The 25,595-nt window shown below is 49.1% G+C and carries 17 protein-coding genes, 3 rRNA genes, 1 pseudogene and 1 riboswitch; of the genes and pseudogenes, 18 read left to right on the top strand and 3 right to left on the bottom strand.

Annotation, left to right across the window (positions count from 1 at the left end):
- Positions 1–133 precede the first annotated feature (133 nt).
- The 3 genes from C0Q44_RS01750 to rrf all read left to right on the top strand — a co-directional run bounded on the left by C0Q44_RS01750 (position 134) and on the right by rrf (position 5,291).
- Positions 134–1,686, top strand: a 16S ribosomal RNA gene (locus tag C0Q44_RS01750).
- A gap of 412 nt (positions 1,687–2,098) precedes the next feature.
- Positions 2,099–5,038, top strand: a 23S ribosomal RNA gene (locus C0Q44_RS01745).
- Positions 5,039–5,174: 136 nt separating this feature from the next.
- Positions 5,175–5,291 (top strand): 5S ribosomal RNA (rrf, locus tag C0Q44_RS01740).
- The 16S, 23S and 5S rRNA genes sit together here, the layout of an rRNA operon.
- Positions 5,292–5,486: 195 nt before the next feature.
- Here the strand turns inward: rrf and C0Q44_RS01735 are convergent.
- On the bottom strand, positions 5,487–5,996 hold the full coding sequence (locus tag C0Q44_RS01735; protein WP_374955063.1) for an NADPH-dependent FMN reductase: 510 nt from the start codon (positions 5,994–5,996) through the stop codon (positions 5,487–5,489).
- Positions 5,997–6,283: 287 nt separating this feature from the next.
- Between C0Q44_RS01735 and C0Q44_RS01730 the strand changes: the two genes are divergently transcribed.
- Positions 6,284–7,282, top strand: coding sequence for a ketoacyl-ACP synthase III (locus tag C0Q44_RS01730; RefSeq protein ID WP_105405786.1), 999 nt, complete (start codon positions 6,284–6,286; stop codon positions 7,280–7,282).
- A gap of 220 nt (positions 7,283–7,502) precedes the next feature.
- On the opposite strand, the gene C0Q44_RS01725 is transcribed toward C0Q44_RS01730, so the two are convergent.
- Positions 7,503–9,446 (bottom strand): amidase family protein, encoded by a 1,944-nt coding sequence (locus tag C0Q44_RS01725; protein ID WP_105405785.1) that lies wholly within the window; start codon positions 9,444–9,446, stop codon positions 7,503–7,505.
- Between the two features lie 368 nt (positions 9,447–9,814).
- Between C0Q44_RS01725 and C0Q44_RS01720 the strand changes: the two genes are divergently transcribed.
- From C0Q44_RS01720 to purF, 12 genes and pseudogenes are all read left to right on the top strand, one after another.
- A complete protein-coding gene (locus tag C0Q44_RS01720; protein ID WP_105405784.1) occupies positions 9,815–11,944 on the top strand; it encodes a DNA topoisomerase III in 2,130 nt (709 codons plus the stop codon).
- Positions 11,945–12,105: 161 nt separating this feature from the next.
- Complete coding sequence (locus tag C0Q44_RS29975; RefSeq protein WP_181150813.1) at positions 12,106–12,243, top strand: hypothetical protein; 138 nt, start codon at positions 12,106–12,108, stop codon at positions 12,241–12,243.
- A 138-nt stretch (positions 12,244–12,381) separates the two neighbouring features.
- Complete coding sequence (locus tag C0Q44_RS01715; protein WP_105405783.1) at positions 12,382–12,645, top strand: DUF1294 domain-containing protein; 264 nt, start codon at positions 12,382–12,384, stop codon at positions 12,643–12,645.
- Between the two features lie 209 nt (positions 12,646–12,854).
- Positions 12,855–13,289, top strand: coding sequence for a universal stress protein (locus tag C0Q44_RS01710; protein WP_105405782.1), 435 nt, complete (start codon positions 12,855–12,857; stop codon positions 13,287–13,289).
- Positions 13,290–13,561: 272 nt separating this feature from the next.
- Positions 13,562–13,663, top strand: a riboswitch (purine riboswitch).
- Positions 13,664–13,856: 193 nt separating this feature from the next.
- Positions 13,857–14,342 (top strand): 5-(carboxyamino)imidazole ribonucleotide mutase, encoded by a 486-nt coding sequence (gene purE / locus C0Q44_RS01705; RefSeq protein ID WP_105405781.1) that lies wholly within the window; start codon positions 13,857–13,859, stop codon positions 14,340–14,342.
- Positions 14,339–15,541 (top strand): 5-(carboxyamino)imidazole ribonucleotide synthase, encoded by a 1,203-nt coding sequence (gene purK / locus C0Q44_RS01700; RefSeq protein ID WP_258166121.1) that lies wholly within the window; start codon positions 14,339–14,341, stop codon positions 15,539–15,541. Before purE ends, purK begins: the two co-directional genes overlap by 4 nt.
- Positions 15,538–16,836: an adenylosuccinate lyase gene (gene purB / locus C0Q44_RS01695; protein WP_105405780.1), complete on the top strand. Its 1,299-nt coding sequence runs from the start codon at positions 15,538–15,540 to the stop codon at positions 16,834–16,836. Before purK ends, purB begins: the two co-directional genes overlap by 4 nt.
- Before the next feature lie 389 nt (positions 16,837–17,225).
- Positions 17,226–18,098 (top strand): phosphoribosylaminoimidazolesuccinocarboxamide synthase, encoded by an 873-nt coding sequence (locus C0Q44_RS01690; RefSeq protein WP_105405779.1) that lies wholly within the window; start codon positions 17,226–17,228, stop codon positions 18,096–18,098.
- Between the two features lie 779 nt (positions 18,099–18,877).
- Positions 18,878–19,123, top strand: a complete 246-nt coding sequence (gene purS, locus C0Q44_RS01685) for a phosphoribosylformylglycinamidine synthase subunit PurS (protein ID WP_105405778.1) — start codon at positions 18,878–18,880, stop codon at positions 19,121–19,123.
- A 4-nt stretch (positions 19,124–19,127) separates the two neighbouring features.
- Positions 19,128–19,816 (top strand): annotated as a pseudogene (purQ, locus tag C0Q44_RS01680) (phosphoribosylformylglycinamidine synthase subunit PurQ).
- Positions 19,794–22,037 carry a phosphoribosylformylglycinamidine synthase subunit PurL gene (purL, locus tag C0Q44_RS01675; RefSeq protein ID WP_105405777.1) on the top strand — a complete coding sequence of 748 codons (2,244 nt, stop codon included), beginning with the start codon at positions 19,794–19,796 and terminating at the stop codon, positions 22,035–22,037. Before purQ ends, purL begins: the two are co-directional and overlap by 23 nt.
- A complete protein-coding gene (purF, locus tag C0Q44_RS01670; RefSeq protein WP_105405776.1) occupies positions 22,022–23,500 on the top strand; it encodes an amidophosphoribosyltransferase in 1,479 nt (492 codons plus the stop codon). The genes purL and purF overlap by 16 nt, the downstream gene beginning before the upstream one ends.
- Before the next feature lie 158 nt (positions 23,501–23,658).
- Here purF and C0Q44_RS01665 read toward each other — a convergent pair whose 3' ends face one another.
- Positions 23,659–23,850 (bottom strand): hypothetical protein, encoded by a 192-nt coding sequence (locus tag C0Q44_RS01665; protein ID WP_105405775.1) that lies wholly within the window; start codon positions 23,848–23,850, stop codon positions 23,659–23,661.
- Between the two features lie 65 nt (positions 23,851–23,915).
- Here C0Q44_RS01665 and purM point away from each other — a divergent pair, with 65 nt between their 5' ends.
- Both purM and purN read left to right on the top strand, forming a co-directional pair.
- Positions 23,916–24,956: a phosphoribosylformylglycinamidine cyclo-ligase gene (gene purM, locus C0Q44_RS01660; RefSeq protein ID WP_105405774.1), complete on the top strand. Its 1,041-nt coding sequence runs from the start codon at positions 23,916–23,918 to the stop codon at positions 24,954–24,956.
- Positions 24,956–25,573 carry a phosphoribosylglycinamide formyltransferase gene (purN, locus tag C0Q44_RS01655; RefSeq protein ID WP_105405773.1) on the top strand — a complete coding sequence of 206 codons (618 nt, stop codon included), beginning with the start codon at positions 24,956–24,958 and terminating at the stop codon, positions 25,571–25,573. Before purM ends, purN begins: the two co-directional genes overlap by 1 nt.
- Positions 25,574–25,595 lie beyond the last annotated feature (22 nt).

Raw genomic sequence — 25,595 nt, 5'->3', positions numbered from 1 at the left:
CAAGCCTTGGCTTGAATCGACTGGAGCACAAATGAGATTTTTAATCTCGTCAGATTCAAAATGAGCATATCGCTCTTTTCAAATACTTGAGATGATTTTTATAGCGTCTAACCACGCTACTGAAATTCATCTTTTATTGGAGAGTTTGATCCTGGCTCAGGACGAACGCTGGCGGCATGCCTAATACATGCAAGTCGAGCGGAGTTGATAGGAAGCTTGCTTCCTTGATACTTAGCGGCGGACGGGTGAGTAACACGTAGGCAACCTGCCCTCAAGTTTGGGACAACTACCGGAAACGGTAGCTAATACCGAATAGTTGTTTTCTTCACCTGAAGAGAACTGGAAAGACGGAGCAATCTGTCACTTGGGGATGGGCCTGCGGCGCATTAGCTAGTTGGTGAGGTAACGGCTCACCAAGGCGACGATGCGTAGCCGACCTGAGAGGGTGATCGGCCACACTGGGACTGAGACACGGCCCAGACTCCTACGGGAGGCAGCAGTAGGGAATCTTCCGCAATGGGCGAAAGCCTGACGGAGCAATGCCGCGTGAGTGATGAAGGTTTTCGGATCGTAAAGCTCTGTTGCCAGGGAAGAACGCTTGGGAGAGTAACTGCTCTCAAGGTGACGGTACCTGAGAAGAAAGCCCCGGCTAACTACGTGCCAGCAGCCGCGGTAATACGTAGGGGGCAAGCGTTGTCCGGAATTATTGGGCGTAAAGCGCGCGCAGGCGGTCATTTAAGTCTGGTGTTTAATCCCGGGGCTCAACCCCGGATCGCACTGGAAACTGGGTGACTTGAGTGCAGAAGAGGAGAGTGGAATTCCACGTGTAGCGGTGAAATGCGTAGATATGTGGAGGAACACCAGTGGCGAAGGCGACTCTCTGGGCTGTAACTGACGCTGAGGCGCGAAAGCGTGGGGAGCAAACAGGATTAGATACCCTGGTAGTCCACGCCGTAAACGATGAGTGCTAGGTGTTAGGGGTTTCGATACCCTTGGTGCCGAAGTTAACACATTAAGCACTCCGCCTGGGGAGTACGGTCGCAAGACTGAAACTCAAAGGAATTGACGGGGACCCGCACAAGCAGTGGAGTATGTGGTTTAATTCGAAGCAACGCGAAGAACCTTACCAGGTCTTGACATCCCTCTGATCGATGCAGAGATGTATCTTTCCTTCGGGACAGAGGAGACAGGTGGTGCATGGTTGTCGTCAGCTCGTGTCGTGAGATGTTGGGTTAAGTCCCGCAACGAGCGCAACCCTTATATTTAGTTGCCAGCACATCATGGTGGGCACTCTAGATAGACTGCCGGTGACAAACCGGAGGAAGGTGGGGATGACGTCAAATCATCATGCCCTTATGACCTGGGCTACACACGTACTACAATGGCCAGTACAACGGGCTGCGAAATCGCGAGATGGAGCCAATCCCAACAAAGCTGGTCTCAGTTCGGATTGCAGGCTGCAACTCGCCTGCATGAAGTCGGAATTGCTAGTAATCGCGGATCAGCATGCCGCGGTGAATACGTTCCCGGGTCTTGTACACACCGCCCGTCACACCACGAGAGTTTATAACACCCGAAGTCGGTGGGGTAACCGCAAGGAGCCAGCCGCCGAAGGTGGGATAGATGATTGGGGTGAAGTCGTAACAAGGTAGCCGTATCGGAAGGTGCGGCTGGATCACCTCCTTTCTATGGAGAATCGTTTCCCGAGTGGAAACATTCAAATACGCAGGTTCTTTAGAACCTGCACAGCGATTCATTTCGGTTCGTCACTTCGGTGTGGATGAAATGGAAAGCACAAGCAACTCACTCGTTGCTCAGTTTTGAGAGCTCAAACTCTCAAACAGCTTGCTTTTGCATGGAGCTTGTTCTTTGAAAACTAGATATCGAAACGAAATTTTGCGAATTAGAACATTCCTTTAAGGGATGAATGTTTGTTTGGTTCAAGTAACCGATCAACAATCATCCTAGCTGATCTTGTGTAAACAAGTGAAGTGTTTATAAGGTAGATAATTGCTGTTGTGATGGTATCGAATGGGAGTGACTTTTGGCTTTGCGTAAGCAAAACAAGGGAAGCGAGCCGTCGAAACCGGAACAATTTGGTTAAGCTACTAAGAGCACACGGAGGATGCCTAGGCGCTAGGAGCCGATGAAGGACGTGGCGAACAACGAAACTGCCTCGGGAGCTGTAAGCAAGCTTTGATCCGGGGGTGTCCGAATGGGGAAACCCAGCTGGGGTAATTTCCAGTTACTCATAACTGAATACATAGGTTATGCAGAGGCATACCAGGGGAACTGAAACATCTAAGTACCCTGAGGAAGAGAAAACAATAGTGATTCCGTCAGTAGCGGCGAGCGAACGCGGAGAAGCCCAAACCAGAGAGCTTGCTCTTTGGGGTTGTGGGACGTCTCACATGGAGTTACAAAGGAACCGATTAAGCGAAGAGGTCTGGAAAGGCCCGCCAAAGAAGGTAAAAGCCCTGTAGTTGAAAGTTTGTTCCCTCCGAGACGGATCCCGAGTAGTGCGGGGCACGTGAAACCCCGTATGAATCAGGCAGGACCATCTGCCAAGGCTAAATACTTCCTAGCGACCGATAGTGAAGCAGTACCGTGAGGGAAAGGTGAAAAGCACCCCGGAAGGGGAGTGAAATAGAACCTGAAACCGTGTGCTTACAAAAAGTCAGAGCCCTATGTTGCGAACTTGTTCGTCAACAGGGTGATGGCGTGCCTTTTGTAGAATGAACCGGCGAGTTACGTTCCCGTGCAAGGTTAAGGTGAAGAGCCGGAGCCGCAGCGAAAGCGAGTCTGAATAGGGCGACATAGTACGTGGACGTAGACCCGAAACCGGGTGATCTACCCCTGTCCAGGGTGAAGGTGCGGTAACACGCACTGGAGGCCCGAACCCACGCATGTTGAAAAATGCGGGGATGAGGTGGGGGTAGCGGAGAAATTCCAATCGAACTCGGAGATAGCTGGTTCTCCCCGAAATAGCTTTAGGGCTAGCCTCGGAAAACAGAGTCGTGGAGGTAGAGCACTGATTGGGTGCGGGGCCCGCAAGGGTTACCAAGCTCAGTCAAACTCCGAATGCCATAGACTTACTTCCGGGAGTCAGACAGTGAGTGCTAAGATCCATTGTCAAAAGGGAAACAGCCCAGACCATCAGCTAAGGTCCCCAAGTGTGTGTTAAGTGGGAAAGGATGTGGAGTTGCACAGACAACCAGGATGTTGGCTTAGAAGCAGCCACCATTGAAAGAGTGCGTAATAGCTCACTGGTCGAGTGACTCTGCGCCGAAAATGTAACGGGGCTAAACACGCCACCGAAGCTATGGCTTGATGCAGTGCATCAGGGGTAGGGGAGCGTTGTATAAGGGTTGAAGGTGTACCGTAAGGAGCGCTGGACATTATACAAGTGAGAATGCCGGTATGAGTAACGAAAAGACAAGTGAGAATCTTGTCCGCCGAAAGCCTAAGGGTTCCTGAGGAAGGCTCGTCCGCTCAGGGTAAGTCGGGACCTAAGGCGAGGCCGAAAGGCGTAGTCGAAGGACAACAGGTCGAAATTCCTGTACCACCGTAAGCCGTTATGAGCAATGGGGGACGCAGTAGGGTAGTGACGCGGACTGATGGATGTCCGTCTAAGCAGTAAGGCTGATGTGTAGGCAAATCCGCACATTACTAAGGCTGAGCTGTGATGGGGAGCGAAAATTACAGTAGCGAAGGTCATGATCTCACACTGCCAAGAAAAGCCTCTAGCCAGGTGATGGTGCCCGTACCGCAAACCGACACAGGTAGGCGAGAAGAGTATTCTAAGGCGCGCGGAAGAACTCTCGTTAAGGAACTCGGCAAAATGACCCCGTAACTTCGGGAGAAGGGGTGCCCCGGTAGTGTGAATAGCACGAGGGGCCGCAGTGAAAAGGCCCAAGCGACTGTTTAGCAAAAACACAGGTCTGTGCGAAGCCGTAAGGCGAAGTATACGGGCTGACGCCTGCCCGGTGCTGGAAGGTTAAGGGGAGTGGTTAGGAGCAATCCGAAGCTGTGAACCGAAGCCCCAGTAAACGGCGGCCGTAACTATAACGGTCCTAAGGTAGCGAAATTCCTTGTCAGGTAAATTCTGACCCGCACGAATGGCGTAACGACTTGGGCGCTGTCTCAACGAGAGATCCGGTGAAATTTTAATACCTGTGAAGATGCAGGTTACCCGCGACAAGACGGAAAGACCCCATGGAGCTTTACTGCAGCTTGATATTGAATTTGGGTACGATCTGTACAGGATAGGTGGGAGCCTTTGAAGCATGAGCGCCAGCTTGTGTGGAGGCAACGTTGGGATACCACCCTGATCGTATCTAGGTTCTAACCTGGTACCGTAATCCGGTGCGGGGACAGTGTCAGGTGGGCAGTTTGACTGGGCGGTCGCCTCCTAAAGAGTAACGGAGGCGCCCAAAGGTTCCCTCAGAATGGTTGGAAATCATTCGAAGAGTGCAAAGGCATAAGGGAGCTTGACTGCGAGACCTACAAGTCGAGCAGGGACGAAAGTCGGGCTTAGTGATCCGGTGGTACCGCATGGAAGGGCCATCGCTCAACGGATAAAAGCTACCCTGGGGATAACAGGCTTATCTCCCCAAGAGTCCACATCGACGGGGAGGTTTGGCACCTCGATGTCGGCTCATCGCATCCTGGGGCTGAAGTAGGTCCCAAGGGTTGGGCTGTTCGCCCATTAAAGCGGTACGCGAGCTGGGTTCAGAACGTCGTGAGACAGTTCGGTCCCTATCTGTCGTGGGCGTAGGAAATTTGAGAGGAGCTGTCCTTAGTACGAGAGGACCGGGATGGACGTACCGCTGGTGTACCAGTTGTTCCGCCAGGAGCACCGCTGGGTAGCTATGTACGGAAGGGATAAACGCTGAAAGCATCTAAGCGTGAAGCCCCCCTCAAGATGAGATTTCCCAGTATGTAAGACCCCTTGAAGACGACGAGGTAGATAGGCTGGGGGTGGAAGTGCAGCAATGCATGGAGCTGACCAGTACTAATCGGTCGAGGGCTTATCCAATGGCAAGTGATAAATCGCAAATTTCGTTTCGAATCTAGTTTTCAGAGAATGATCTCTGAATTTGCGCTAAACCATTCATCCACACAGCCGTGTCGGACCGAATGGAACGCGAACGCATTTGTACTACAAATGCTCGTTTGGTGGCGATAGCGGAGGGGTTCCACACGTACCCATCCCGAACACGACCGTTAAGCCCTCTAGCGCCGATGGTACTTGGACCGCAGGGTCCTGGGAGAGTAGGACGCCGCCAAGCAACGAACCACTACTGATGTTATTCGGTGGTGGTTTTTATTTGTTTGTTAATAGCCTTCTTATAGTATATGCGTAAGTATGAAACAGCCTGATGAATTACAGGCTGTTTTTTGTTTTTAATGCAAATAACCTGTATACATCAAATAGGTTGCTCTTTCTTAGATACACAGATTTCTTCTAAGCATACGAGAGCATTTCACAATGAGTTCCGGGTATCTGCGTCGGTGATTATTCCTTGTTTATTCATTTTCAGGGTAATATGAGGAATAGTGAAAGACGCATCATGTATGACATTAGCGTTAATCATTTTTAATGTTAACAATAGCGATGCATAAGCTTGATTACCGCCCAATGGGCTGGGAGAAGCCGCGATAACAACGGTAGGTTTATTCATCCATTCTCCGGAGGATACAATCCAGTCTAATGCATTTTTCAGAACACCAGGAATGCCGTTTCCATACTCTGGTGTGCAGATCAGAACACCGTCTGAACTGTTCAGCAATGATCTTAAATGCTGGACGGAGTCAGGACCTTCATCCAGATCAAGATCCGGGTTGAAGTGCGGAAGAGCATTCAATTTTTTATACTCTTGAAAGTCTAAGTTAGATGGTGCAAGTTTCGTCATCGCTTGCAAAAGAAGAGTATTGGAGGATTGATTGCGCAGGCTTCCAGATATCGCAAGGATATTAAACTCTTTTTTACTCATTATCAATCATCTCTATTCTTTTGGAGTGTAAGACGGTATATTTATTTTCCTCCTGATGGAATGGAGTGTCTATAGAAAATGGTTAAAATTCAGCTACTCTTCATGTTGTTCAGAAATTCGGATCAGTTCTTCATCATAAACCCTTGCTACACGTTGCTCGAATCAGGGTAATAGGCGTGAGAGGAATCGGAGCGAGGAAGAAAAAATAATCGTACTAAATAAATTAGTACCAAGTACTAAGACTTAGTGCTATAATGATAAAAAAACAAATGAGGTGGAATACCGGTATGAATCATCAATCAAAAGCAACTATCACGGCAATGGGGACGTATGTACCGGATCGAATATTAACGAATGCTGATCTGGAGAAACTGGTCGATACCAGTGACGAATGGATTGTACAGCGTACTGGCATGAGGGAACGTCGGATTGCAGCTGAAGATCAATATGTATCTGACCTGGCTACCAAGGCAGTCGAGGATATGATGCGTCGTTATCAAGTTACTGTTGAGGATGTCGATATGATTCTGGTGGCTACCAGCACACCGGAGTATGCGTTCCCGAGTACGGCATCCAGAGTGCAGGCAAGTCTTGAGATTCCACATACAGGAGTACTCGATCTAAATGCAGCATGTGCGGGTTTCACGTATGGGCTGCAACTGGCTGATGGTTTGGTGACCTGTGGGATGTATCGCAAAGTACTGGTTATTGGGGCGGAGACGTTATCCAAAATTACGGATTATACAGATCGAACGACTTGTGTACTGTTTGGTGATGGAGCCGGGGCATTCCTGGTGGAGAGATCTGCTGGCGAAGGGGACTTTATGGCAGCTATATCAGGTACAAATGGAGACGGTGGAGTTCATCTCTACAAGAGTGGGTTGTCTTCAGAGATGAATGGAGTACCTTTACAAGGAGAAGGATGTCTGGTTCAAAATGGTCGAGAGATCTATAAGTGGGCTGTACGGACCATTCCAGAACAGTTAAATAAGCTTATTACGAAAGCTGAGATGAGACTCGAACAGATTGACTGGTTTGTCCCCCACAGTGCCAACATGAGAATGATTGAGGCTGTCTGCGAACGTGGCCCGGTTCCGTTGGAACGTACATTGACCAGTGTTGAGTATCGGGGTAATACGTCTGCGGCTTCCATCCCCTTGGCTTTACAGCTTGCAGTGGATGAAGGGAAGTTGAAGTATGGGCAGAACATCGCCCTGTTTGGCTTTGGCGGTGGCTTGACATACGCGGGTCTGGTGCTGAAATGGGGCGTACCGGACAAGGCATAGTGTGAAGAACATGCTAACTTGTGCGACATACGAATAATTAAATAAAAAAAGGAAGCCACTCTCTTCAAGCAGACATGAGGAGGTGGTTTCCTTTTTTGTTTGAACTGCACGAAGCTCCTGAAACGCTTTGCACTGCAGCCTGTAATCGGTTGTCAGCGACATTGATGCAAATGCAGTCATTTCTTATGTGTTGCAACAAGTTTTTAATCCCATAAACATTTTATGGCGTAAGTTTAGGCGCTTGACGGTGATGAGTGCCTTGTTCGTAGCTGTAAGCCAGCTTGATCAAGGTGCCTTCATCAAAGGCACGGCCCAAGAATTCTATTCCTACAGGTAAGCCATCAGTTGTGAAACCAGCGGGAACCGTAATTGACGGGAAGCCTGAGAAGGGACTCAGTCGGTTGTTACCACCGGATGTTTGTCCTTCACCGATCACGCCAGCGGCCTGCGTAGACGTAGGATAGATGATAGCATCCAGGTTATTGTCTGCCATGACTTTTAGCAGGGACTCACGTGTTATTTGGGTGCGTTTCAATACGATATCTTTATATTCCGTAGTCTCCAGGGTTTCTCGTGCATCACGAGTCTTCAAGGACTGCTCCTGGGATTTGTCGAACTCTCCGGAAGCGATGATCTCCGATAGACTGTGATAAGGGGCATTGGCACCCAAGGAGTCCAGATAATCATTCAGCTGGAATTTGAACTCATAACCGCTGAGACTTGGATATTTATTAATCTCTGTCCAGTTAGGGATTGAGATTGGAACTGCGGTAGCACCGAGTGTCTTGAGTTCTTCCACAGCTGTATTGATTACATCGGCAACGGCTTTTTCTTCAGCTTTAGTACTTGGAATGAGCTCTTTGGCCACACCGATGCGTGCACCTTTCAGTCCGTTCACATCCAAGAAGTCTGTGTAGCTGGAAGGGATTTTCCCTACCGCGTAAGCTGTAGCGACATCTTTTTTGTCATAACCCGCCGTAGCATCCAACATAATTGCAGCGTCACTAACGGTACGAGCCATAGGTCCACCTACATCCTGTGTCAAAGCCAATGGGATAATGCCTTCACGGCTGGACAGTCCGATCGTTGGGCGGATACCCACGAGGCTATTGAAACTGGACGGGATTCGGATTGAACCGCCGGTGTCCGTACCCATACCTGCAGCTGCAAAGTTCGAAGCAATGGCGGCACCTGTTCCACCGCTTGAACCACCTGGATAGTGATCCAGAGCGTAAGGGTTGAGTGTTTGTCCACCCAATGAGCTGGATGTGGTAATGCCGAACGCGAATTCATGCAGGTTTGTTTTGCCCAAAATAATGGCGCCAGCTGCTTTGAGCTTCTTCACTTGTTCAGCATCGTGGGCAGGGATGGAATCTTTCAGACAGATACAACCTGCGGTTGTCGGCATGTCATTGGTATCAAAGTTATCCTTTACCAGGATTGGAACACCATGCAGAGGACCGCGTGCGCCTTGAGCTGCACGTTCTTCATCTAACTGCTCCGCGATTTGGAGTGCATCGGGGTTCAGGGTTAATACCGCATTGATGCTTACACCTTGATCATCGTATTTTTCAATGCGGTCCAGATATTTCTGTACCAGCTCTTTGGATGTCAGTTTTCCTTTCGTCATAGCTGCCTGGAGATCCATGATAGTGGCTTCCTCCAGAACAAACGGTTTTATGTAGTTATAAATGCGGTCTTTCAATACAGCGAGGTCATTCTCTGTAAGAACAGCGTTTGGAAGGAAGAGGGACTCGGTGTAACCTTTCATTAGTCCTGCGGTATTCAATGCACCAACAGCACCTGCGAAAGTGGCTTCATCCGGGACATCCTTGAATGATTCGGTAGTCGAATCAAGTTCGAGCCATTGTTGCAAGGCGACCGCAGCATCTTTACGTTGTACGGTTGTGCCAGAGAGCTTGTCCATGGCAAAAGGAACACCTGCAAGTGTTGCCGCTTCTTCCATCGCCTGAACAAATGCTGCGGCAGTAGCAGGTGCTTTACCTGCGGTTACAGCTGCGGTTGTAACTGAACTTTTGCCCGTAGGTGTTACTGTTGCGGCGAATGCTGAAGGTACAGTAGATCCTCCCCATGTTGTGGCAACAACAGCTCCTGCAAGTAATAAAGCCCCGCTTTTTTTTAATACAGATCCATGATAAGTCATGCATCCACGCTCCCTTCCTGTGCCTCGATGATGTGTGTAAGCAATCTGGTGTATATGCTTTTGACACATTCTATCTTTATGTCAGGTAATCTTACAATGTTTATATTTATCCAAAAAAACGTATACATATGGACTATCCTATAAAAATCCCTATGGATACTTCAGTTTCCTTGTCTTCAGGAAAGTTTTTTAATCTGTTCATGTTATGTAATGTTACACATATGGAACATAGGAACCAAACATGAAGTTATATGATGTGAGTTTCATTGGAGAAATGAAGACCAGAACATACCTTTACCATGAAATGATATAATGAAAAGATAGGCATAGAAGAGTATGAGGTTTGACCAGAGAGGAAGAGATATGAAGTGAAGACATTGGTACTCGCAGAAAAACCATCTGTGGCACGCGAAATAGCCAGAGTGATGGGGGCGCGTGATAAACATAAAAGTTATATGGAAGGCCCGAAATATATTGTTACCTGGGCGCTGGGGCATCTCGTTGGACTGGCGGAACCGGAAGATTATGATAAGAAGTATGCAACTTGGAATCTGGAGGATCTGCCGATCCTGCCAGAGCGCACGAAGCTGAAGGTACTCAAAGAGACCAACCATCAATATAAAGCAGTACAGCAGCTGATGAAGCGTCAGGATGTGGGTGAGCTGGTCATTGCGACAGATGCGGCCCGTGAGGGAGAATTGTTGGCCCGTTGGATCATGCAGATGGCGGGGTGGAAAAAACCTTTCCAACGCTTGTGGATCTCATCCCAGACAGACAAGGCGATCAAGGACGGGTTTGCCTCATTGAAGCCAGGCAGTCAGTTCGATCGTCTCTATGAATCGGCACGTTGTCGGGCTGAAGCCGATTGGATGATCGGTCTTAATGTAACTCGTGCACTGACGGTTCGGTTCAACGCACAATTGTCAGCGGGACGCGTGCAGACCCCAACTCTGGGCATGATTATGGACAGGGAAAATGAAATTAACGGCTTCCGCTCACAGGAGTTTGAGACGTTAACCGCAGATTTGGGTGATTTTCAGGCAGTATGGCGGGCTGCGGGTGGGGATTCACGAATCTTTGCCCCTCAGGAGATGCAAGAGTTGAAGAATCGGGTAGACGGCCGCAAAGGCACGATTGCCCAAGTGAAGAAAAGTGAGAAGGTAGAGCCACATCCATTGGCTTATGATCTGACTGAATTACAACGGGACGCCAACCGAAAATACGGTTTCTCTGCGAAGCAAACATCGAACGTCCTGCAACGTCTGTATGAGCAGTACAAGCTCGTAACGTATCCACGTACGGACAGTCGTTACTTGACTTCGGATATGACAGATACATTGAAAGAGCGGCTGGATAGTGTAGCCATTGGACCCTATGCGTCTCTGGCTCGTCCTTTGCTGCGCAAAACTCTGAATATCACCAAACGTATTGTGGATGACAGTAAAGTGACTGATCACCATGCGATTATTCCAACAGAGCAGACGGTTCTTCTGAATCAATTGAACCCGGAAGAACGCAAATTATACGATCTGATTGTACGTCGTTTTATCAGCCTGTTCTACCCGGCAGCGAAGTACGATTCTGTCGCGATCACGGTTCAGGTGGGCAATGATTCATTCCACGTTAAAGGTACAACGGTGAAAGAAAGTGGATGGCGGGAAGTGTACGGCGGAGATTACAGTGATGATGACGATGAACGTGCTGATGATGCAGCGGAACAAGAGCGTGCGCTTTTGCCAGACGTGCAGCAAGGACAGTCGGTGACGGTTCAGCGTTGTCATATTAAAAGTGGACGAACGATGCCGCCTAAACGGTATACCGAAGCTGCTTTGCTTTCCCAAATGGAGAAGTATGGTCTGGGTACGCCGGCTACACGTGCGGATATTATCGAGAAGTTGGTCAGTTCGGATACAATTGATCGTCAAGGTAACAGTATGCATCCAACCGGCAAAGGCAAACAGTTGATTGAACTGGCTGCTCCGCAGCTTCGCACACCGGATCTGACTGCACGCTGGGAGGCAGAATTGGAGCGGATTGCTCGTGGGCAAGGGAAACCGGGGCCGTTTCTGGATAGCATCCGTTCAATGGCGAAAGAGCTCGTGTCTACCGTAAAAGGTAGCAAAGCAGAGTACAAGCCGCATAATGTAACCAATAGCCACTGCCCGGACTGTAATGCACGATTGCTGGAGAAGAAGGGCAAGCGCGGCAAATTCCTCGTATGTCCTACTGAGGATTGCGGATATCGTCGTTCGGCAGAGAAAAAACTGTCCAACCGCCGCTGCGCGCAATGTCACAAAAAGATGGAAATCAAAGAAGGTAAGGCAGGTCTGTATGTACAATGTCTGCCTTGCGGCATTACGGAAACCTTGGATAAGGACAAGCAACATGTGAACAAGCGAGATCAACAAAAGCTGGTGAAGCAGTATGCGAAGCAAGAATCGATTGGTTCCAATCTGGGAGATCTGTTGAAGGCGGCGATGGAGAAAAAAGGGGAGTAGAGCAAGCTCAGAGTTAGCGCAGATCGCATCACGCATGTAACGCTAGTTGCGAATAACTGGCGTTATGGAGAGTGATTGCTGCGCGTATCCCTAATCATACATGTGATGCGGTATAAGATCCTCTGTTTTCAGGCAACGTAAGCCAAGGAGGTGATACCTATATGCCACATAACAAACCGGAAAAGATTCACAACCAGCAGAACAAAGATAGCATTAGGGAAGAAAGTATCGCTGTTCGTCCAGCCAAAGCAGCCAAAAGAGTACCAAGTCTGAACGGTATTCCCAAGCAGGAGTCTTAAAATCATCTAAACTGTCGATCTAACAAGAGTACCTCTTCAAAATGCTGCGGTTCCCTACCGGTGCGTTGAACATGTCTCTGATGAGGATTATAATGGAGACAGGGAGATGTCCCGGGATAGGGGGACCGCTAGAATTATATGCAAACTGGACTTATATTGTGGTTTTTATTTATCAATGTAGTTGGTTATCTGGTGATGTCGGATGATAAGAAGCGTGCACAGCGACGTCGTGACCGAACACCCGAACGGACGTTATTCTTGCTTGCATTCATAGGCGGGGCGTTGGGAGTCTGGATCGCAATGTATCGGAAAAGGCACAAAACCAAACATCCCAGCTTCACCATTGGCATTCCGTTGTTGATATTCCTGAATGCAGTAATCTATGGTTACTTTCTTCAATGAACTAATGGAATGGAATACACGCTTACTTAATGATTGTGCGAATGTAGTTAAAGTGAATTGGTTATCGGCCTGATATGTAAATTCATTCGTATAAATGGTTCATGGTGAGTCGGGAACGTTTAAAGAGTTACATGGTTCATTGTCTTATAACATGTCAGACCGAAGCTTGCTTCGCATGTTCTACATATAAAGGAAGGGACGGGATTCAGATGTTATTTTCCAAAATATTAGTGGCTTATGATGGTTCCAAAGCTTCAAATAAAGCACTTGATCGTGCAATTGAGTTAGCCAAAGTATCTCCGGATGCTGTACTGGATGTCATTCATGCTTTTGATTTCCCTCGTATATTCATCGGTGAGGGGCTGGCCCCATTGCCACCTTCACTCAATAATGACTATTACAATCTGGCCGTGCAAACGACGGATGAAGCCAAAGAGCGTATTCAGGCTGCTGGTGTAACGGCCAATGTTGACCTGATTCAGGGCGCTGCTGCTGAAGTTCTGCTTGATTTTGCCAAAGAGAATGATTCCGATATCATTATCATTGGTAGCCGTGGACTGGGTGGCATCCGTGAATTTGTATTGGGTAGTGTCAGTCATAATGTGGTGCAGCATGCTCAGGTTCCGGTACTTATCGTAAAATAGTATATGCAGTGTGCGCACACACTGCAAAGCAGGAAGCCGGTTGTCTTCGAGAGATTGAAGAGGAGCCGGCTTTCTTTTATGGGATGAAATGGATGAGTGGGCGAAGTTAATGAGGCAATTCCCGAACGTTATATTTGTCAATATGTTAAATGTTCGTCTTTAAGTTGACATTAGCTGTAGGGGATTGTTAGAATGTTAGATGTGTCGATCAGGTAAGAATAAGGTCGAGTAGGAACGAAATGTGTAACAAGATATAGCGAAATGAATGATGATGGTTTGAATAGATGTTTGCTCGTATAACGCCGGGAATAGGGCCCGGAAGTATCTACCCGGGAACCGTAAATTTCCGGACTACGAGGAGATACGGCTGAGAGTCGCATGAATACAGATGCGGACAGCAAGCCCCCTTTTGGCATGCCCAAATGAGGGATACGTATTTCTTGGAGTCCGGTGTCCGAAGAAAATGTGATGTTTTCGCGGGTAGCGGATTTTTTCATTTCACACGTAAAATGAATTCATTAAAGCCAGATGTAATCAAAAAAGCTCAGACGGGAGTTGGATGTATTCATGTCACTGGAAGTCGCTGTAATCATGGGCAGCAAGTCGGATTGGGAAACGATGAAGCATGCGTGCGAGGTGCTGGATGAGCTGGAGATTGGGTATGAAAAAAAGGTGGTCTCCGCCCATCGTACACCGGATTTGATGTTTGAATACGCAGAGCAGGCTATTGATCGGGGATTCAAGGTGATCATTGCAGGCGCAGGCGGTGCGGCACATCTACCAGGTATGGTTGCTGCCAAAACGATGCTCCCGGTCATTGGTGTTCCGGTTCAATCGAAAGCATTGAACGGTCTCGATTCCTTGTTGTCCATTGTTCAGATGCCTGGCGGGATTCCCGTTGCAACCGTAGCAATTGGCAAGGCGGGAGCTACCAATGCTGGATTGCTCGCAGCTCAAATCATCGGTGCTTTTGACCCGGATGTCCAACGTCGCTCTGAAGCTCGCAGAGAGCGCATCAAACAGGAAGTACTCGAAAGCAGTGAAGAACTATGAGTAGTGCGGCAATGAAAATGGATGGAGCAGGTAATAGACACCCAGTGCTATTGCCGGGTCAAACCACCATTGGCATTCTTGGAGGCGGACAACTCGGACGTATGATGACGCTCGCTGGAACGGCAATGGGGTATCGATTCGTTACCCTTGATCCTGCTCAAGATTCACCTTGTGGTCAAGTTGCCCGTCAGATTGAGGCAGGATATGACGATGCCAAAGCTGCACTTGAACTGGCTCGACAATGCGATGTTATCACGTATGAATTCGAGAATGTGGATGCAGAAGTTGCAGCTCTGTTGGAACATGAGTCCTATGTTCCGCAAGGAAGCGCACTATTGTATACCACCCAGCATCGGTTGCGTGAAAAACGGGCGATTGAAGCCGCTGGAGTAAGAGTTGCGCCGTATCGTGAAATCACGAGTACAGATACGATGCTTGCTGCTGTAAGCGAACTTGGGGTCCCTTGTGTACTGAAGACGGTGACTGGAGGCTACGATGGCAAAGGCCAGCGTGTAATCCGGGAAGCGAGTCAGGCTGTTGCCGCATACGAAGAACTTGCTGCTACAGGTGCTGAACTGGTGCTGGAGCAATTCATCAAGTTTGAATGTGAGATTTCGGTCGTTGTAGCGCGAAGTACGAATGGTGAGATCAAAACGTTCCCGCCTGCGGAGAACATTCATGTGAATAACATTCTGCACGCGTCGATCGTACCGGCAAGAGTGGCAACGGACATACAGATTGAAGCGCAGAAGCTGGCAGCGGCAGTGGCGAAATCCATGAAGGCTGTTGGGTTGCTGGCTGTGGAACTGTTTGTAGCTGCGGATGGAAGGCTGTACGTCAACGAACTGGCGCCCAGACCGCATAATTCAGGTCACTATACAATGGAAGCCTGTGCAACTTCTCAGTTCGAACAACATATCCGTGCGATCTGCGGATTACCGCTCGGTGACACTTCGTTACTGTGCCCAGTCGTTATGGTCAATGTGCTTGGAGAACATTTGGAAGGCATTATCGCAAGAACAGGGCAGCCTGATGCAGAAGCGATAGAACTTGGTGTGATTCCCAAGCTTCATATATATGGTAAAACCGAAGCGAAAACAGGACGTAAGATGGGGCATGTAAATCTGCTCTGTCAGGACGTTGAAGAAGGATTGCAATGGATTGAACAAACTAATCTCTGGAGGAATACAAATTCATGATTGAACGTTATAGCAGACCCGAAATGAGAGCCATCTGGACGGAAGAGAACAAATTCCAATCATGGCTGGAAGTTGAAATTTGTGCATGTGAAGCTTGGGCAGAACTTGGTGTAATCCCTAAAGAAGAAGCAGCATTGCTTCGTCAGAACGCATCTTTTGACATCGACCGCATCTATGAGATTGAACAAGAAACACGTCATGACGTTATCGCCTTCACACGTACGGTATCCGAAAGTCTGGGTGCAGAACGGAAATGGGTGCACTATGGACTGACTTCCACAGATGTCGTGGATACGGCTCTGGGTTATGTACTGCGTCAAGCCAATGAGATTCTGGAAAAGGATATCGTGAATTTCATTGAAATTCTTCGCGAAAAAGCACTGGCTTATCAGCACACACCCATGATGGGACGTACACATGGTGTACATGCGGAGCCAACGACATTTGGACTGAAAATGGCATTGTGGCATGAAGAGATGAAACGGAACTTGGAGCGTTTCCGTCACGCGGCAGACAATGTGCAATACGGTAAAATCTCTGGTGCGGTAGGAACATATGCAAACATCGATCCATTTGTCGAAGAGTTTGTCTGCGAGAAGTTGGGTACCAAAGCTGCACCAATCTCGACTCAAACCTTGCAACGTGACCGTCACGCAGAGTATATGGCTACACTGGCGTTGATCGCAACGTCGCTGGACAAGTTCGCTACAGAAGTACGTGCGCTGCAGAAGAGTGAATTCCGTGAAGTGGAAGAAGCTTTTGCTAAAGGTCAAAAAGGATCTTCCGCGATGCCGCACAAGCGTAACCCGATCGGTAGTGAAAACATCTCCGGCCTGTCCCGCGTCATTCGCGGACATATGGTATCCGCATACGAGAACGTAACACTATGGCATGAGCGCGACATCTCACATTCTTCTGTAGAACGTATCATTCTGCCGGATGCAACGATGCTGCTGAACTATATGCTGAACCGTTTTGGTAACATCGTGAAGAACCTGACGGTATTCCCTGAGAACATGAAGCGCAACATGGAGCGCACCTTCGGCGTGCCATTCTCCGGTCGTATCATGACGAAATTGATCGACAAAGGCTTCAGCCGCGAGCAGGCGTATGATACCGTTCAACCACGTGCGATGCAAGCATGGGAAGAGCAACGTCAGTTTCAGGATATCGTGAAATCCACACCGGAAATTACGGCAGTACTGAACGAAGAGGAAATCGCAGATGCGTTCAACCCATCATGGCACCTGAAGCACGTAGACACGATCTTCAAAAAGCTCGGTTTGAACGACTAATATATATTAATATATAACTCCCATAAGGCTATAGCGTAGAATGATGGGTTTGCAGGGAACGAAGAGGACAGAAATAAGCTGAAGAAGCGAAGCTAAAAGTTTCTGAAAGAAAGCTACTTCGGAAGTATTACGCTTCGCCTTTATCAAGCTTGGAACAAGTTCTACTAACTAAAGTATAGGTTGATTATGTGTTCACGCTGGAACGGAGAAGGCAGAAAAAAACTAAAGAAGCAAAGCGCTCGCCTTTATCACCGGATTTTCCCCTTGAGAAAGGGAATCAGAAAAATCCGGGGATAACAGCGATCGGAAGGTTCTTCTGCATTCGGAGTGGCCACGCGTGATGAGGGGAATTAGACGTATACTTACATCTCCTGAAAGAAGGTGAGCCCATGGCACTGTCCACTGCGGCAGATCTCGTTAAAGCACCTCTGTTATATAAAGGAAAAGTACGTGAATTGTACGATCTGGGCGAGCATTTCCTAATCGTGGTTACCGACCGAATCTCGGCATTTGATTACGTGCTGGACCCGGCGGTTCCCGAGAAAGGAAACGTACTGAATAAACTCAGCAGCTTCTGGTTTGAACTGACAGGTGACATGATGGAGAATCACGTCGTTCATACCGATGTGAATCAACTGGGTGATCTCATCACAGACCCTGAATTGCTCAAAGACCGCATCATGGTAACCCGCAAAGCAGAACGCATTGATATTGAATGTGTCGTGCGTGGATACATCACTGGTGGGGGATGGAGACAATACGAGACGAGTGGTGAAGTGAATGGGATTAAGTTGCCTGATGGACTTCGCAAGAACGCTAAGCTCGAAGTTCCTATTTTCACACCGGCAGCCAAAAACGATGTTGGTCACGATGAGGACATCCCAATGGATCGCATGAAAGAACTGGTGGGAGACGCACTCGCAGTTGAGCTTCAGGAAAAAAGCTTGCGCCTGTACGAATTCGCCCGTGATTACTGTGATCAGCGTGGCATCATTCTGGCAGACTGTAAATTCGAGTTCGGCATCGTGGATGGCAAGGTCATCCTGATTGACGAAATCTTCACCCCAGATGCTTCACGCTTCTGGGCCAAAGAGAATTATGAACTCGACATCGAGATCGACAGCATGGATAAAGAGCCAGTGCGCACCTATCTCGCCGGAACCGATTGGGACAAGAACAGCAAACCTGATCCACTCCCACAAGCGGTAGTTGAAGCAACAACCGCAAGATACGTCGATATTTATAACCGTTTAACGAAATAATAAAGTTTAACGTTTGAGTGAGCTGACGTTTGAGTGGGCTACGGGAAAGTTTGGCTTTCGATCGCTGTTGCCCCCAGAATGTTTGGATTGGAATCCTTTTTTCAAAAGGAAACATTCCGGGGGCAAAGGCGACCGCTAACGCTTCTCCAGCTCAAATCTTTCCCTCCGCCAGTGTTCAAACTGGTGGGTGAGGCAATTAAGAGCTGTGGCTTCCCACATGTAGGGGAAGCCTGAAAAATTAAGAGAATTAAATTCACTAATTACTTAAAGTAACTTAAAGACCATTCACTGCTTTCACGCAATGGTCAGGCCCTACCATTACCCACCGTGTAACGTAAAAGATTTAGGCATTTAAAAAACGTCGCATGGAATAGCGGAGGGGCGGAATTGTTCTTAAAGGAGCGAAGCGTTCGCCTTTGTCCCCGGGTTTTGACCGCAGCGCGGGCCAAAACAATCAGAAAACCCGGGGACAACAAGCGACCGGAAAGAACAATCCGCCCCGGAGCCAGCCTTTGACCATTACCCACCGTGTAACGTAAAAGATTTAGGCCTTTAAAAAACGTTGCATGGACTAGCGAAGGGGCGGAATTGTTCTTAAAGGAGCGAAGCGTTCGCCTTTGTCCCCGGGTTTTGACCGCACAGCGGTTCAAAACAATCAGAAAACCCGGGGACAACAAGCGACCGGAAGAACAATCCGCCCCGGAGCAAGCACCAATGCCCCACCTTTTAACAGCGTAAAGCATTTATCCCGTTCATTACTGAGGAGGAACATAAGGATCATGATTAAAGCAACCGTATATGTCACTATTAAGCAAAGCGTACTCGACCCGCAAGGCGTAGCTGTTCAAGGAGCCCTGCATTCCATGGGATTCAACGAAGTGGAAAGTGTACGGATCGGTAAAGTCATGGAATTGAACCTGGATACCACAGATCGTGCGGAAGCGGAGAAACGATTGAAAGATATGTGTGAGAAGCTGCTGGCTAACACCGTTGTTGAAGATTACCGCTACGAATTGGAGGGTTAATCTCATGAAATTTGCAGTTCTTGTGTTCCCTGGCTCCAACTGTGACATCGACTGTTACAAGGCAGTGGAAGATGCGATTGGACAAGAGGTTGACTATGTATGGCATACGGCTACCGATCTATCGGCTTATGATTGCATTCTGGTTCCGGGTGGTTTCTCGTATGGTGATTACCTGCGCTGTGGAGCGATCTCCCGCTTTGCACCGGTAATGAACGAAGTAGCGAAGGCTGCTGAACAAGGTAAATATATTTTGGGGATTTGCAACGGATTCCAGATCCTGACTGAAGCGGGATTGCTTCCGGGGCATTAATTCGCAACAACTCCCTGAAGTTCCGTTGTCACGATACGGTATTGAAAGTGGCAAACGCAGATACTCCATTTACACGTGATTATGCACCTGGGGAAGAGATTGTTATCCCCATTGCTCACGGTGAAGGCAACTATTATTGCGATGAGGATACGCTCGCGAGTCTGCAAGCGAACAACCAGATCGTATTTACGTATGGCAGTAACCCGAACGGTTCCCTTGGTGATATTGCAGGAATCTGTAACGAGGGTGGAAATGTGGTCGGCATGATGCCGCATCCAGAGCGTGCAGTGGACACACTGTTCGGTTCGGAAGACGGCAAACGTATGTTTACATCTATTTTGAAAGCATGGAGGGATCGGCATGACGCAGCAGCTATCCGCTAAGGAACCAACAGCAGAACAGGTCGCAGAACATAAACTTTATGCACAAATGGGCGTATCTGACAGCGAATATGCGCTGATCTGTGAGTTCATGGGCCGCAAGCCCAACTACACGGAAATCGGTGTATTCAGTGTAATGTGGTCCGAGCACTGTGCGTACAAAAACTCCAAGCCATTGCTGCGCCGTTTCCCAACTACCGGACCGCGTGTCCTGATGGGACCGGGTGAAGGTGCCGGCATCGTGGATATCGGTGACAATCAGGCGGTTGTTTTCAAAATTGAAAGCCATAACCATCCTTCCGCAGTTGAACCTTATCAAGGTGCGGCAACAGGTGTAGGCGGCATTATCCGTGATATTTTCTCTATGGGTGCAAGACCGGTAGCATTGTTGAACTCCCTTCGTTTCGGCAAGCTGGAGAGCGATCGCGTTAAATATCTGTTTGAGCATGTGGTAGCAGGTATTGCTGGATACGGGAACTGTATCGGTATTCCTACCGTCGGTGGAGAAGTTATGTTTGATGAGAGCTATGAAGGCAATCCGCTGGTTAACGCAATGTGTGTGGGTCTGATTGATCATGACAAAATTCAGCGCGGCGTTGCCAAAGGTGTAGGGAACCCGGTGTATTATGTGGGACCGCCTACAGGTCGCGATGGTATTCATGGAGCAACCTTTGCATCAGTGGAACTGACGGAAGAATCTGAATCCCAACGGACAGCAGTTCAGGTCGGTGATCCATTTATGGAGAAACTGGTGATGGAATCTTGTCTGGAATTGATCGATACGGGCATTGTGCTCGGTATTCAGGATATGGGTGCTGCGGGTCTGACATGTTCAAGCGCGGAGATGGCAAGTAAAGCGGGCAACGGTCTGGAACTGTATCTGGATCAAGTGCCACAGCGTGAAGAAGGTATGACACCTTACGAGATGATGCTGTCTGAGTCCCAGGAACGGATGCTCTTTGTAGTTGAGCCTAAGGATGAAGCACAGGCGATGGAAATCTTTGAACGTTGGGGTGTCATCTGTGCCAAAGTCGGCAAAGTAACGGATGATGGTCGTCTGAAACTGATTCACCACGGCGACGTGGTTGGCGATATGCCAGTGACGGCACTGGTTGACGAATGTCCGGTATATGACAAACCTTCTTCTGTACCTGCTTATTATGAAGCAAGTGCTTCCATCGACACGCTTCGTTACGACGAAGTGTCGGATCTCGGCGGAGCGTTGAAACAAATATTGGCTTCCCCAACGGTAGCGAGTAAAAAATGGGTGTACGATCAATACGATTACATGGTGCGTACAAGCACGGCCGTTCGTCCGGGTTCGGATGCAGCGGTTGTAACGATTCATGGAACACGTAAAGGTCTTGCGATGACAACGGACTGTAATGGACGTTACGTGTACCTTGATCCTGAGGTTGGTGGACGTATTGCCGTAAGTGAAGCAGCGCGTAATATCGTATGTTCCGGTGCGGAGCCGCTCGCGATTACGGACAACCTGAACTTTGGTAACCCGGAGAAACCGGATATTTTCTGGCAAATGGAGAAAGCGGTAGACGGTATGGCAGAAGCTTGCCGCGTGCTGGATACGCCGGTTATTGGAGGTAACGTGAGTCTGTATAACGAAAACGCCAAAGGCTCCATCTATCCAACGCCAGTAGTCGGTATGGTAGGTCTCGTTCATGACACGGATCATATCACGACACAAGCCTTCAAATCCGAAGGTGATGTCATCATCCTCCTCGGTGACACGAAAGCTGAACTCGGCGGCAGCGAGCTGCAATACGCCGTTCATGGTCAGACGGAAGGCCGTCCGCCAGAGCTGAATTTGCAAACGGAAAAAGCATTGCTCCGCACAGTGCTGGAAGCTATTCAATCTGGTCTCGTTCGTTCTGCACATGATTTGTCTGAAGGTGGCTTGGCTGTGGCATTAGCAGAGTCTTGTATCAGCGGCAACGTGGGTGCGCAAGTTAATGTTGAGACTGCACTGCGTGCAGATCATGCGCTGTTCAGTGAAAGCCAATCCCGTATCTTGTTGACGGCTTCACCGGAGCAAGCGGGTAAACTTGAAGCATTTGTACGTGAGCAGGGTGTACCTGTAGCTGTGATTGGACGTGTAGAAGGAAGGTTCCTGACGATTGATTTGAACGGAACATCAGCCGTGAACGAACTTGTAGGAGGTTTAGCTCAGGTCTGGGAGGATGCGATTCCATGTCTCATGAACTGACGACAGGACCGTTGTGGACAGGCGATTATTATAATGAAGGGTCCGGCAAGGAAGGACTCGACAAATTGAAGGAAGAATGCGGTGTGTTCGGTGTGTTCAGACACCCTGATGCCGCATCACTCTCCTATTATGGTCTGCATGCGCTGCAACATCGCGGCGAAGAAAGTGCAGGCATGTGTGTGAGTGATGGCAACCAGTTTAATTATCATCGCGGCATGGGTCTGGTGAAGGAAGTATTCACCAAAGATCTGATGCAGACGTTAACTGGTGATATTTCCATTGGACATGTCCGGTATTCAACAAGTGGAGACAGTAAACTGACGAACGCACAGCCATTGGTATTTAAATACCGTGATGGTGATCTGGCGGTAGCGACCAACGGTAACATTGTGAATGCACCAACGATCCGGCGTGAGCTGGAGCAGAGCGGTTCTATTTTCCAAACAACGAGTGATACCGAGGTCATTGCGCATCTGATTGCACGATCCTCCAAAGGGCTTGTGGAAGCGGCAAAAGAGGCATTCCAGCGCATTGTTGGCGGTTATGCATTTCTAATCATGACCAACGACAAGCTGCTCGTGGCTTCCGATCCACACGGACTTCGTCCGCTGACGATGGGTAAGCTCGGGGATGCGTATCTGTTTGCATCTGAGACGTGTGCACTGGAAACCATCGGTGCAGAGTTGATCCGTGACATTGAACCAGGTGAACTGCTTGTGCTGGATGCAGATGGTCTGCACGAGGATCGTTTTGATCATCATAAACACCGCAAGGCATTATGCGCGATGGAATATATTTATTTTGCCCGTCCGGACAGTGACATGAATGGTACGAACCAGCATGCGGCTCGTAAGCGGATGGGAAGCCGGATGGCGATTGAGTCGTTTATCGATGCGGATCTGGTAACCGGTGTACCGGACTCCAGTATTTCGGCGGCCATCGGTTATGCTGAACAGACGGGTATTCCGTATGAGATGGGCATGATTAAGAACAAATACACTGGACGTACGTTTATCCAACCGAGCCAGGAATTGCGGGAGCAAGGCGTGAAGATGAAGCTGAGCGCCGTGCGTCGTGTCGTGGAAGGCAAACGTGTGGTCATGATTGACGACTCCATCGTTCGGGGAACGACTTCCCGGCGGATCGTCAACATGCTGCGAGATGCAGGAGCGACGGAGGTACATGTGCGCATTACATCACCACCGTTCAAAAATCCGTGTTTTTATGGCATTGATACACCTGACAGCCGCGAGTTGATCGCATCAGCACTGTCGGTGGAAGAGATCTGCCGTGAAATCAATGCGGACTCCCTGTCGTTCCTCAGTCCGGATGGACTGATTGCATCGATTCAGGGAGATAATCAGGAAGACTATAAAGGCGGACTATGTCTCGCATGTTTTGATCATGATTATCCAACCCGCCTCGACTTCGACGGCGAGGAAAAATTTGGCTGCAGCTGCTAGCTGTTATCCGGCGATACAAACGTAACTCGCCGCCCCGGGCGTAGCCCGAGCCCTTAACCCCCGCCTTGCGGAGCAACAGGGGCTAGGGCAGCCAGGCGAAGCAGCTGGTCCCGGGCGTAGCCCGAGCCCTTAGGCCCCGCCTTGCAGAGCAACAGGGGCTAGGCAGCCGAGCGAAGCAGCTGCCCTGCGGGCTTGCCCCGCTCGTAGCCAAGCGGGGTTTGCCGTCCGTTGGCCGAAGGCCACCGGAATCGGCGAACAACCACGCGAGCACACGAACGAACCAACCATAGCAAGATCATACCAGCCACCCCTGCACCGCTTGTTTGGCGGGTGTCCAGAGGGCCTGCCAAGGTCCTATGGGGTCCTCCCGGGTGGGAGGATTTAGGAGGGGCGAAAAAAAAGGAGATGATTCCACTTGTCAGAAGCATATAAAAAGGCCGGCGTCGATATCGCGGCAGGTAATGAAGCGGTTGAACGGATGAAAAAACACGTGAAGCGTACCTTCCGTCCGGAAGTGATGACAGATCTGGGTGGATTCGGTGCCCTGTTCGGTTTGAACAAAGATAAATATGACGAGCCTGTGCTTGTATCCGGTACGGATGGTGTGGGAACCAAGCTGAAGATTGCATTTGCCATGGACCGTCACGATACCATTGGCATCGACGCGGTAGCTATGTGTGTGAACGACATTGTGGTACAGGGCGCAGAGCCACTCTTCTTCCTGGACTACCTCGCTTGTGACAAAGTCATCCCTGAGAAGATCGAGGCTATCGTTTCGGGTATCGCTGAAGGCTGTCATCAGTCTGGCTGTGCGCTAATCGGCGGTGAAACGGCTGAAATGCCGGGCATGTACAGTGAAGGCGAATATGATATTGCCGGATTCACGGTGGGCATTGTGGACAAAGCGAAAATTATCAACGGCACTACCATCGCTTCTGGTGATGCGGTGATTGGTCTGGCTTCCAGCGGTGTGCACAGTAATGGATTCTCGTTGGTACGCAGACTTTTGTTGGAAGATGCGGGACTTGATCTGCATGATGAAGTAGCGGAACTGGGTGGCAAGCTGGGAGATTCTCTGCTGGAGCCAACGAAGATCTATGTTAAACCGCTGTTGTCCCTGGTGGAAAACGTAAATGTAAAAGGTATGGCTCACATTACAGGTGGCGGCTTCATCGAGAATATTCCACGTATGTTGCCGAGCAACGTGAACGTAGATATTGACTACGGCTCTTGGCCGATCCTGCCGATCTTCAACCTGTTACAGGAAAAAGGATCTGTCTCCAATCGTGACATGTTCACTACATTTAACATGGGCATCGGACTTGTCTTGGTCGTTAATGCAGCAGATGCAGCGGAAGCTCTGCAACAATTGAAATCATCGGGTGAAGAAGCGTACATCATCGGCCGTGTTACCGAAGGAGATGCGACAGTAACCTTCACAGGAGCGGATGTTTAATGGCCAGCTACCGCATTGCTGTATTTGCCTCGGGTGAAGGGTCCAACTTTCAGTCCTTGGTTGATGCAGCACGGAACGGGGGGCTGAATGCATCCGTGGAACTGCTTGTATGTGATAAACCGGCTGCACGAGTTGTGCAGCGGGCACAGGACGCAGGCGTGGGTTGTCATCTGTTTACTCCCAAGAATTATGATTCACGTGAAGCCTACGAGTCAGAGATCGTGGAAGTACTTGAGTCCAAAAAGATCGACCTGGTCGTTCTTGCCGGATATATGAGATTGTTGACTTCCGTTATGGTGGATCGTTATACAGGGCGGTTGATTAACATTCATCCGTCTTTGCTACCGGCGTTTACAGGCAAGGATGCGATCGGACAGGCTCTGGAATATGGTGTGAAAGTGACAGGTGTGACCGTACACTTTGTGGACGGTGGCATGGATACTGGACCGATTATTGCCCAGCACCCCGTTCCCATTCTGCCAGAAGATACGACTGAGTCAATCAGCCGTTCCATTCATGCTGCCGAACAGCAGCTTTACCCTGAAGTGGTATCCTGGTTCGCTCAAGGTTTGGTTCAGTTAGACGGACGTCACGTCACTGTTAACAAAACGGTTTGATATAGTTTTAAACTTTTTTTAC

The sequence above is a fragment of the Paenibacillus sp. PCH8 genome, assembly GCF_002968835.1.
Lineage (GTDB): Bacteria > Bacillota > Bacilli > Paenibacillales > Paenibacillaceae > Paenibacillus.
Note: the sequence above shows the minus strand (reverse complement) of the source record. Positions and strands in the feature narration are given on the sequence as shown.

Bases quoted from the DNA above. Each gene is read 5' to 3' on its own strand.
- C0Q44_RS01735 (WP_374955063.1), bottom strand. From the start codon at position 5,996: ATGAGTAAAAAAGAGTTTAATATCCTTGCGATATCTGGAAGCCTGCGC.
- C0Q44_RS01730 (WP_105405786.1), top strand. From the start codon at position 6,284: ATGAATCATCAATCAAAAGCAACTATCACGGCAATGGGGACGTATGTA.
- C0Q44_RS01725 (WP_105405785.1), bottom strand. From the start codon at position 9,446: ATGACTTATCATGGATCTGTATTAAAAAAAAGCGGGGCTTTATTACTT.
- C0Q44_RS29975 (WP_181150813.1), top strand. From the start codon at position 12,106: ATGCCACATAACAAACCGGAAAAGATTCACAACCAGCAGAACAAAGAT.
- C0Q44_RS01715 (WP_105405783.1), top strand. From the start codon at position 12,382: ATGCAAACTGGACTTATATTGTGGTTTTTATTTATCAATGTAGTTGGT.
- C0Q44_RS01710 (WP_105405782.1), top strand. From the start codon at position 12,855: ATGTTATTTTCCAAAATATTAGTGGCTTATGATGGTTCCAAAGCTTCA.
- purE (WP_105405781.1), top strand. From the start codon at position 13,857: ATGTCACTGGAAGTCGCTGTAATCATGGGCAGCAAGTCGGATTGGGAA.
- purK (WP_258166121.1), top strand. From the start codon at position 14,339: ATGAGTAGTGCGGCAATGAAAATGGATGGAGCAGGTAATAGACACCCA.
- purB (WP_105405780.1), top strand. From the start codon at position 15,538: ATGATTGAACGTTATAGCAGACCCGAAATGAGAGCCATCTGGACGGAA.
- C0Q44_RS01690 (WP_105405779.1), top strand. From the start codon at position 17,226: ATGGCACTGTCCACTGCGGCAGATCTCGTTAAAGCACCTCTGTTATAT.
- purS (WP_105405778.1), top strand. From the start codon at position 18,878: ATGATTAAAGCAACCGTATATGTCACTATTAAGCAAAGCGTACTCGAC.
- purL (WP_105405777.1), top strand. From the start codon at position 19,794: ATGACGCAGCAGCTATCCGCTAAGGAACCAACAGCAGAACAGGTCGCA.
- purF (WP_105405776.1), top strand. From the start codon at position 22,022: ATGTCTCATGAACTGACGACAGGACCGTTGTGGACAGGCGATTATTAT.
- purN (WP_105405773.1), top strand. From the start codon at position 24,956: ATGGCCAGCTACCGCATTGCTGTATTTGCCTCGGGTGAAGGGTCCAAC.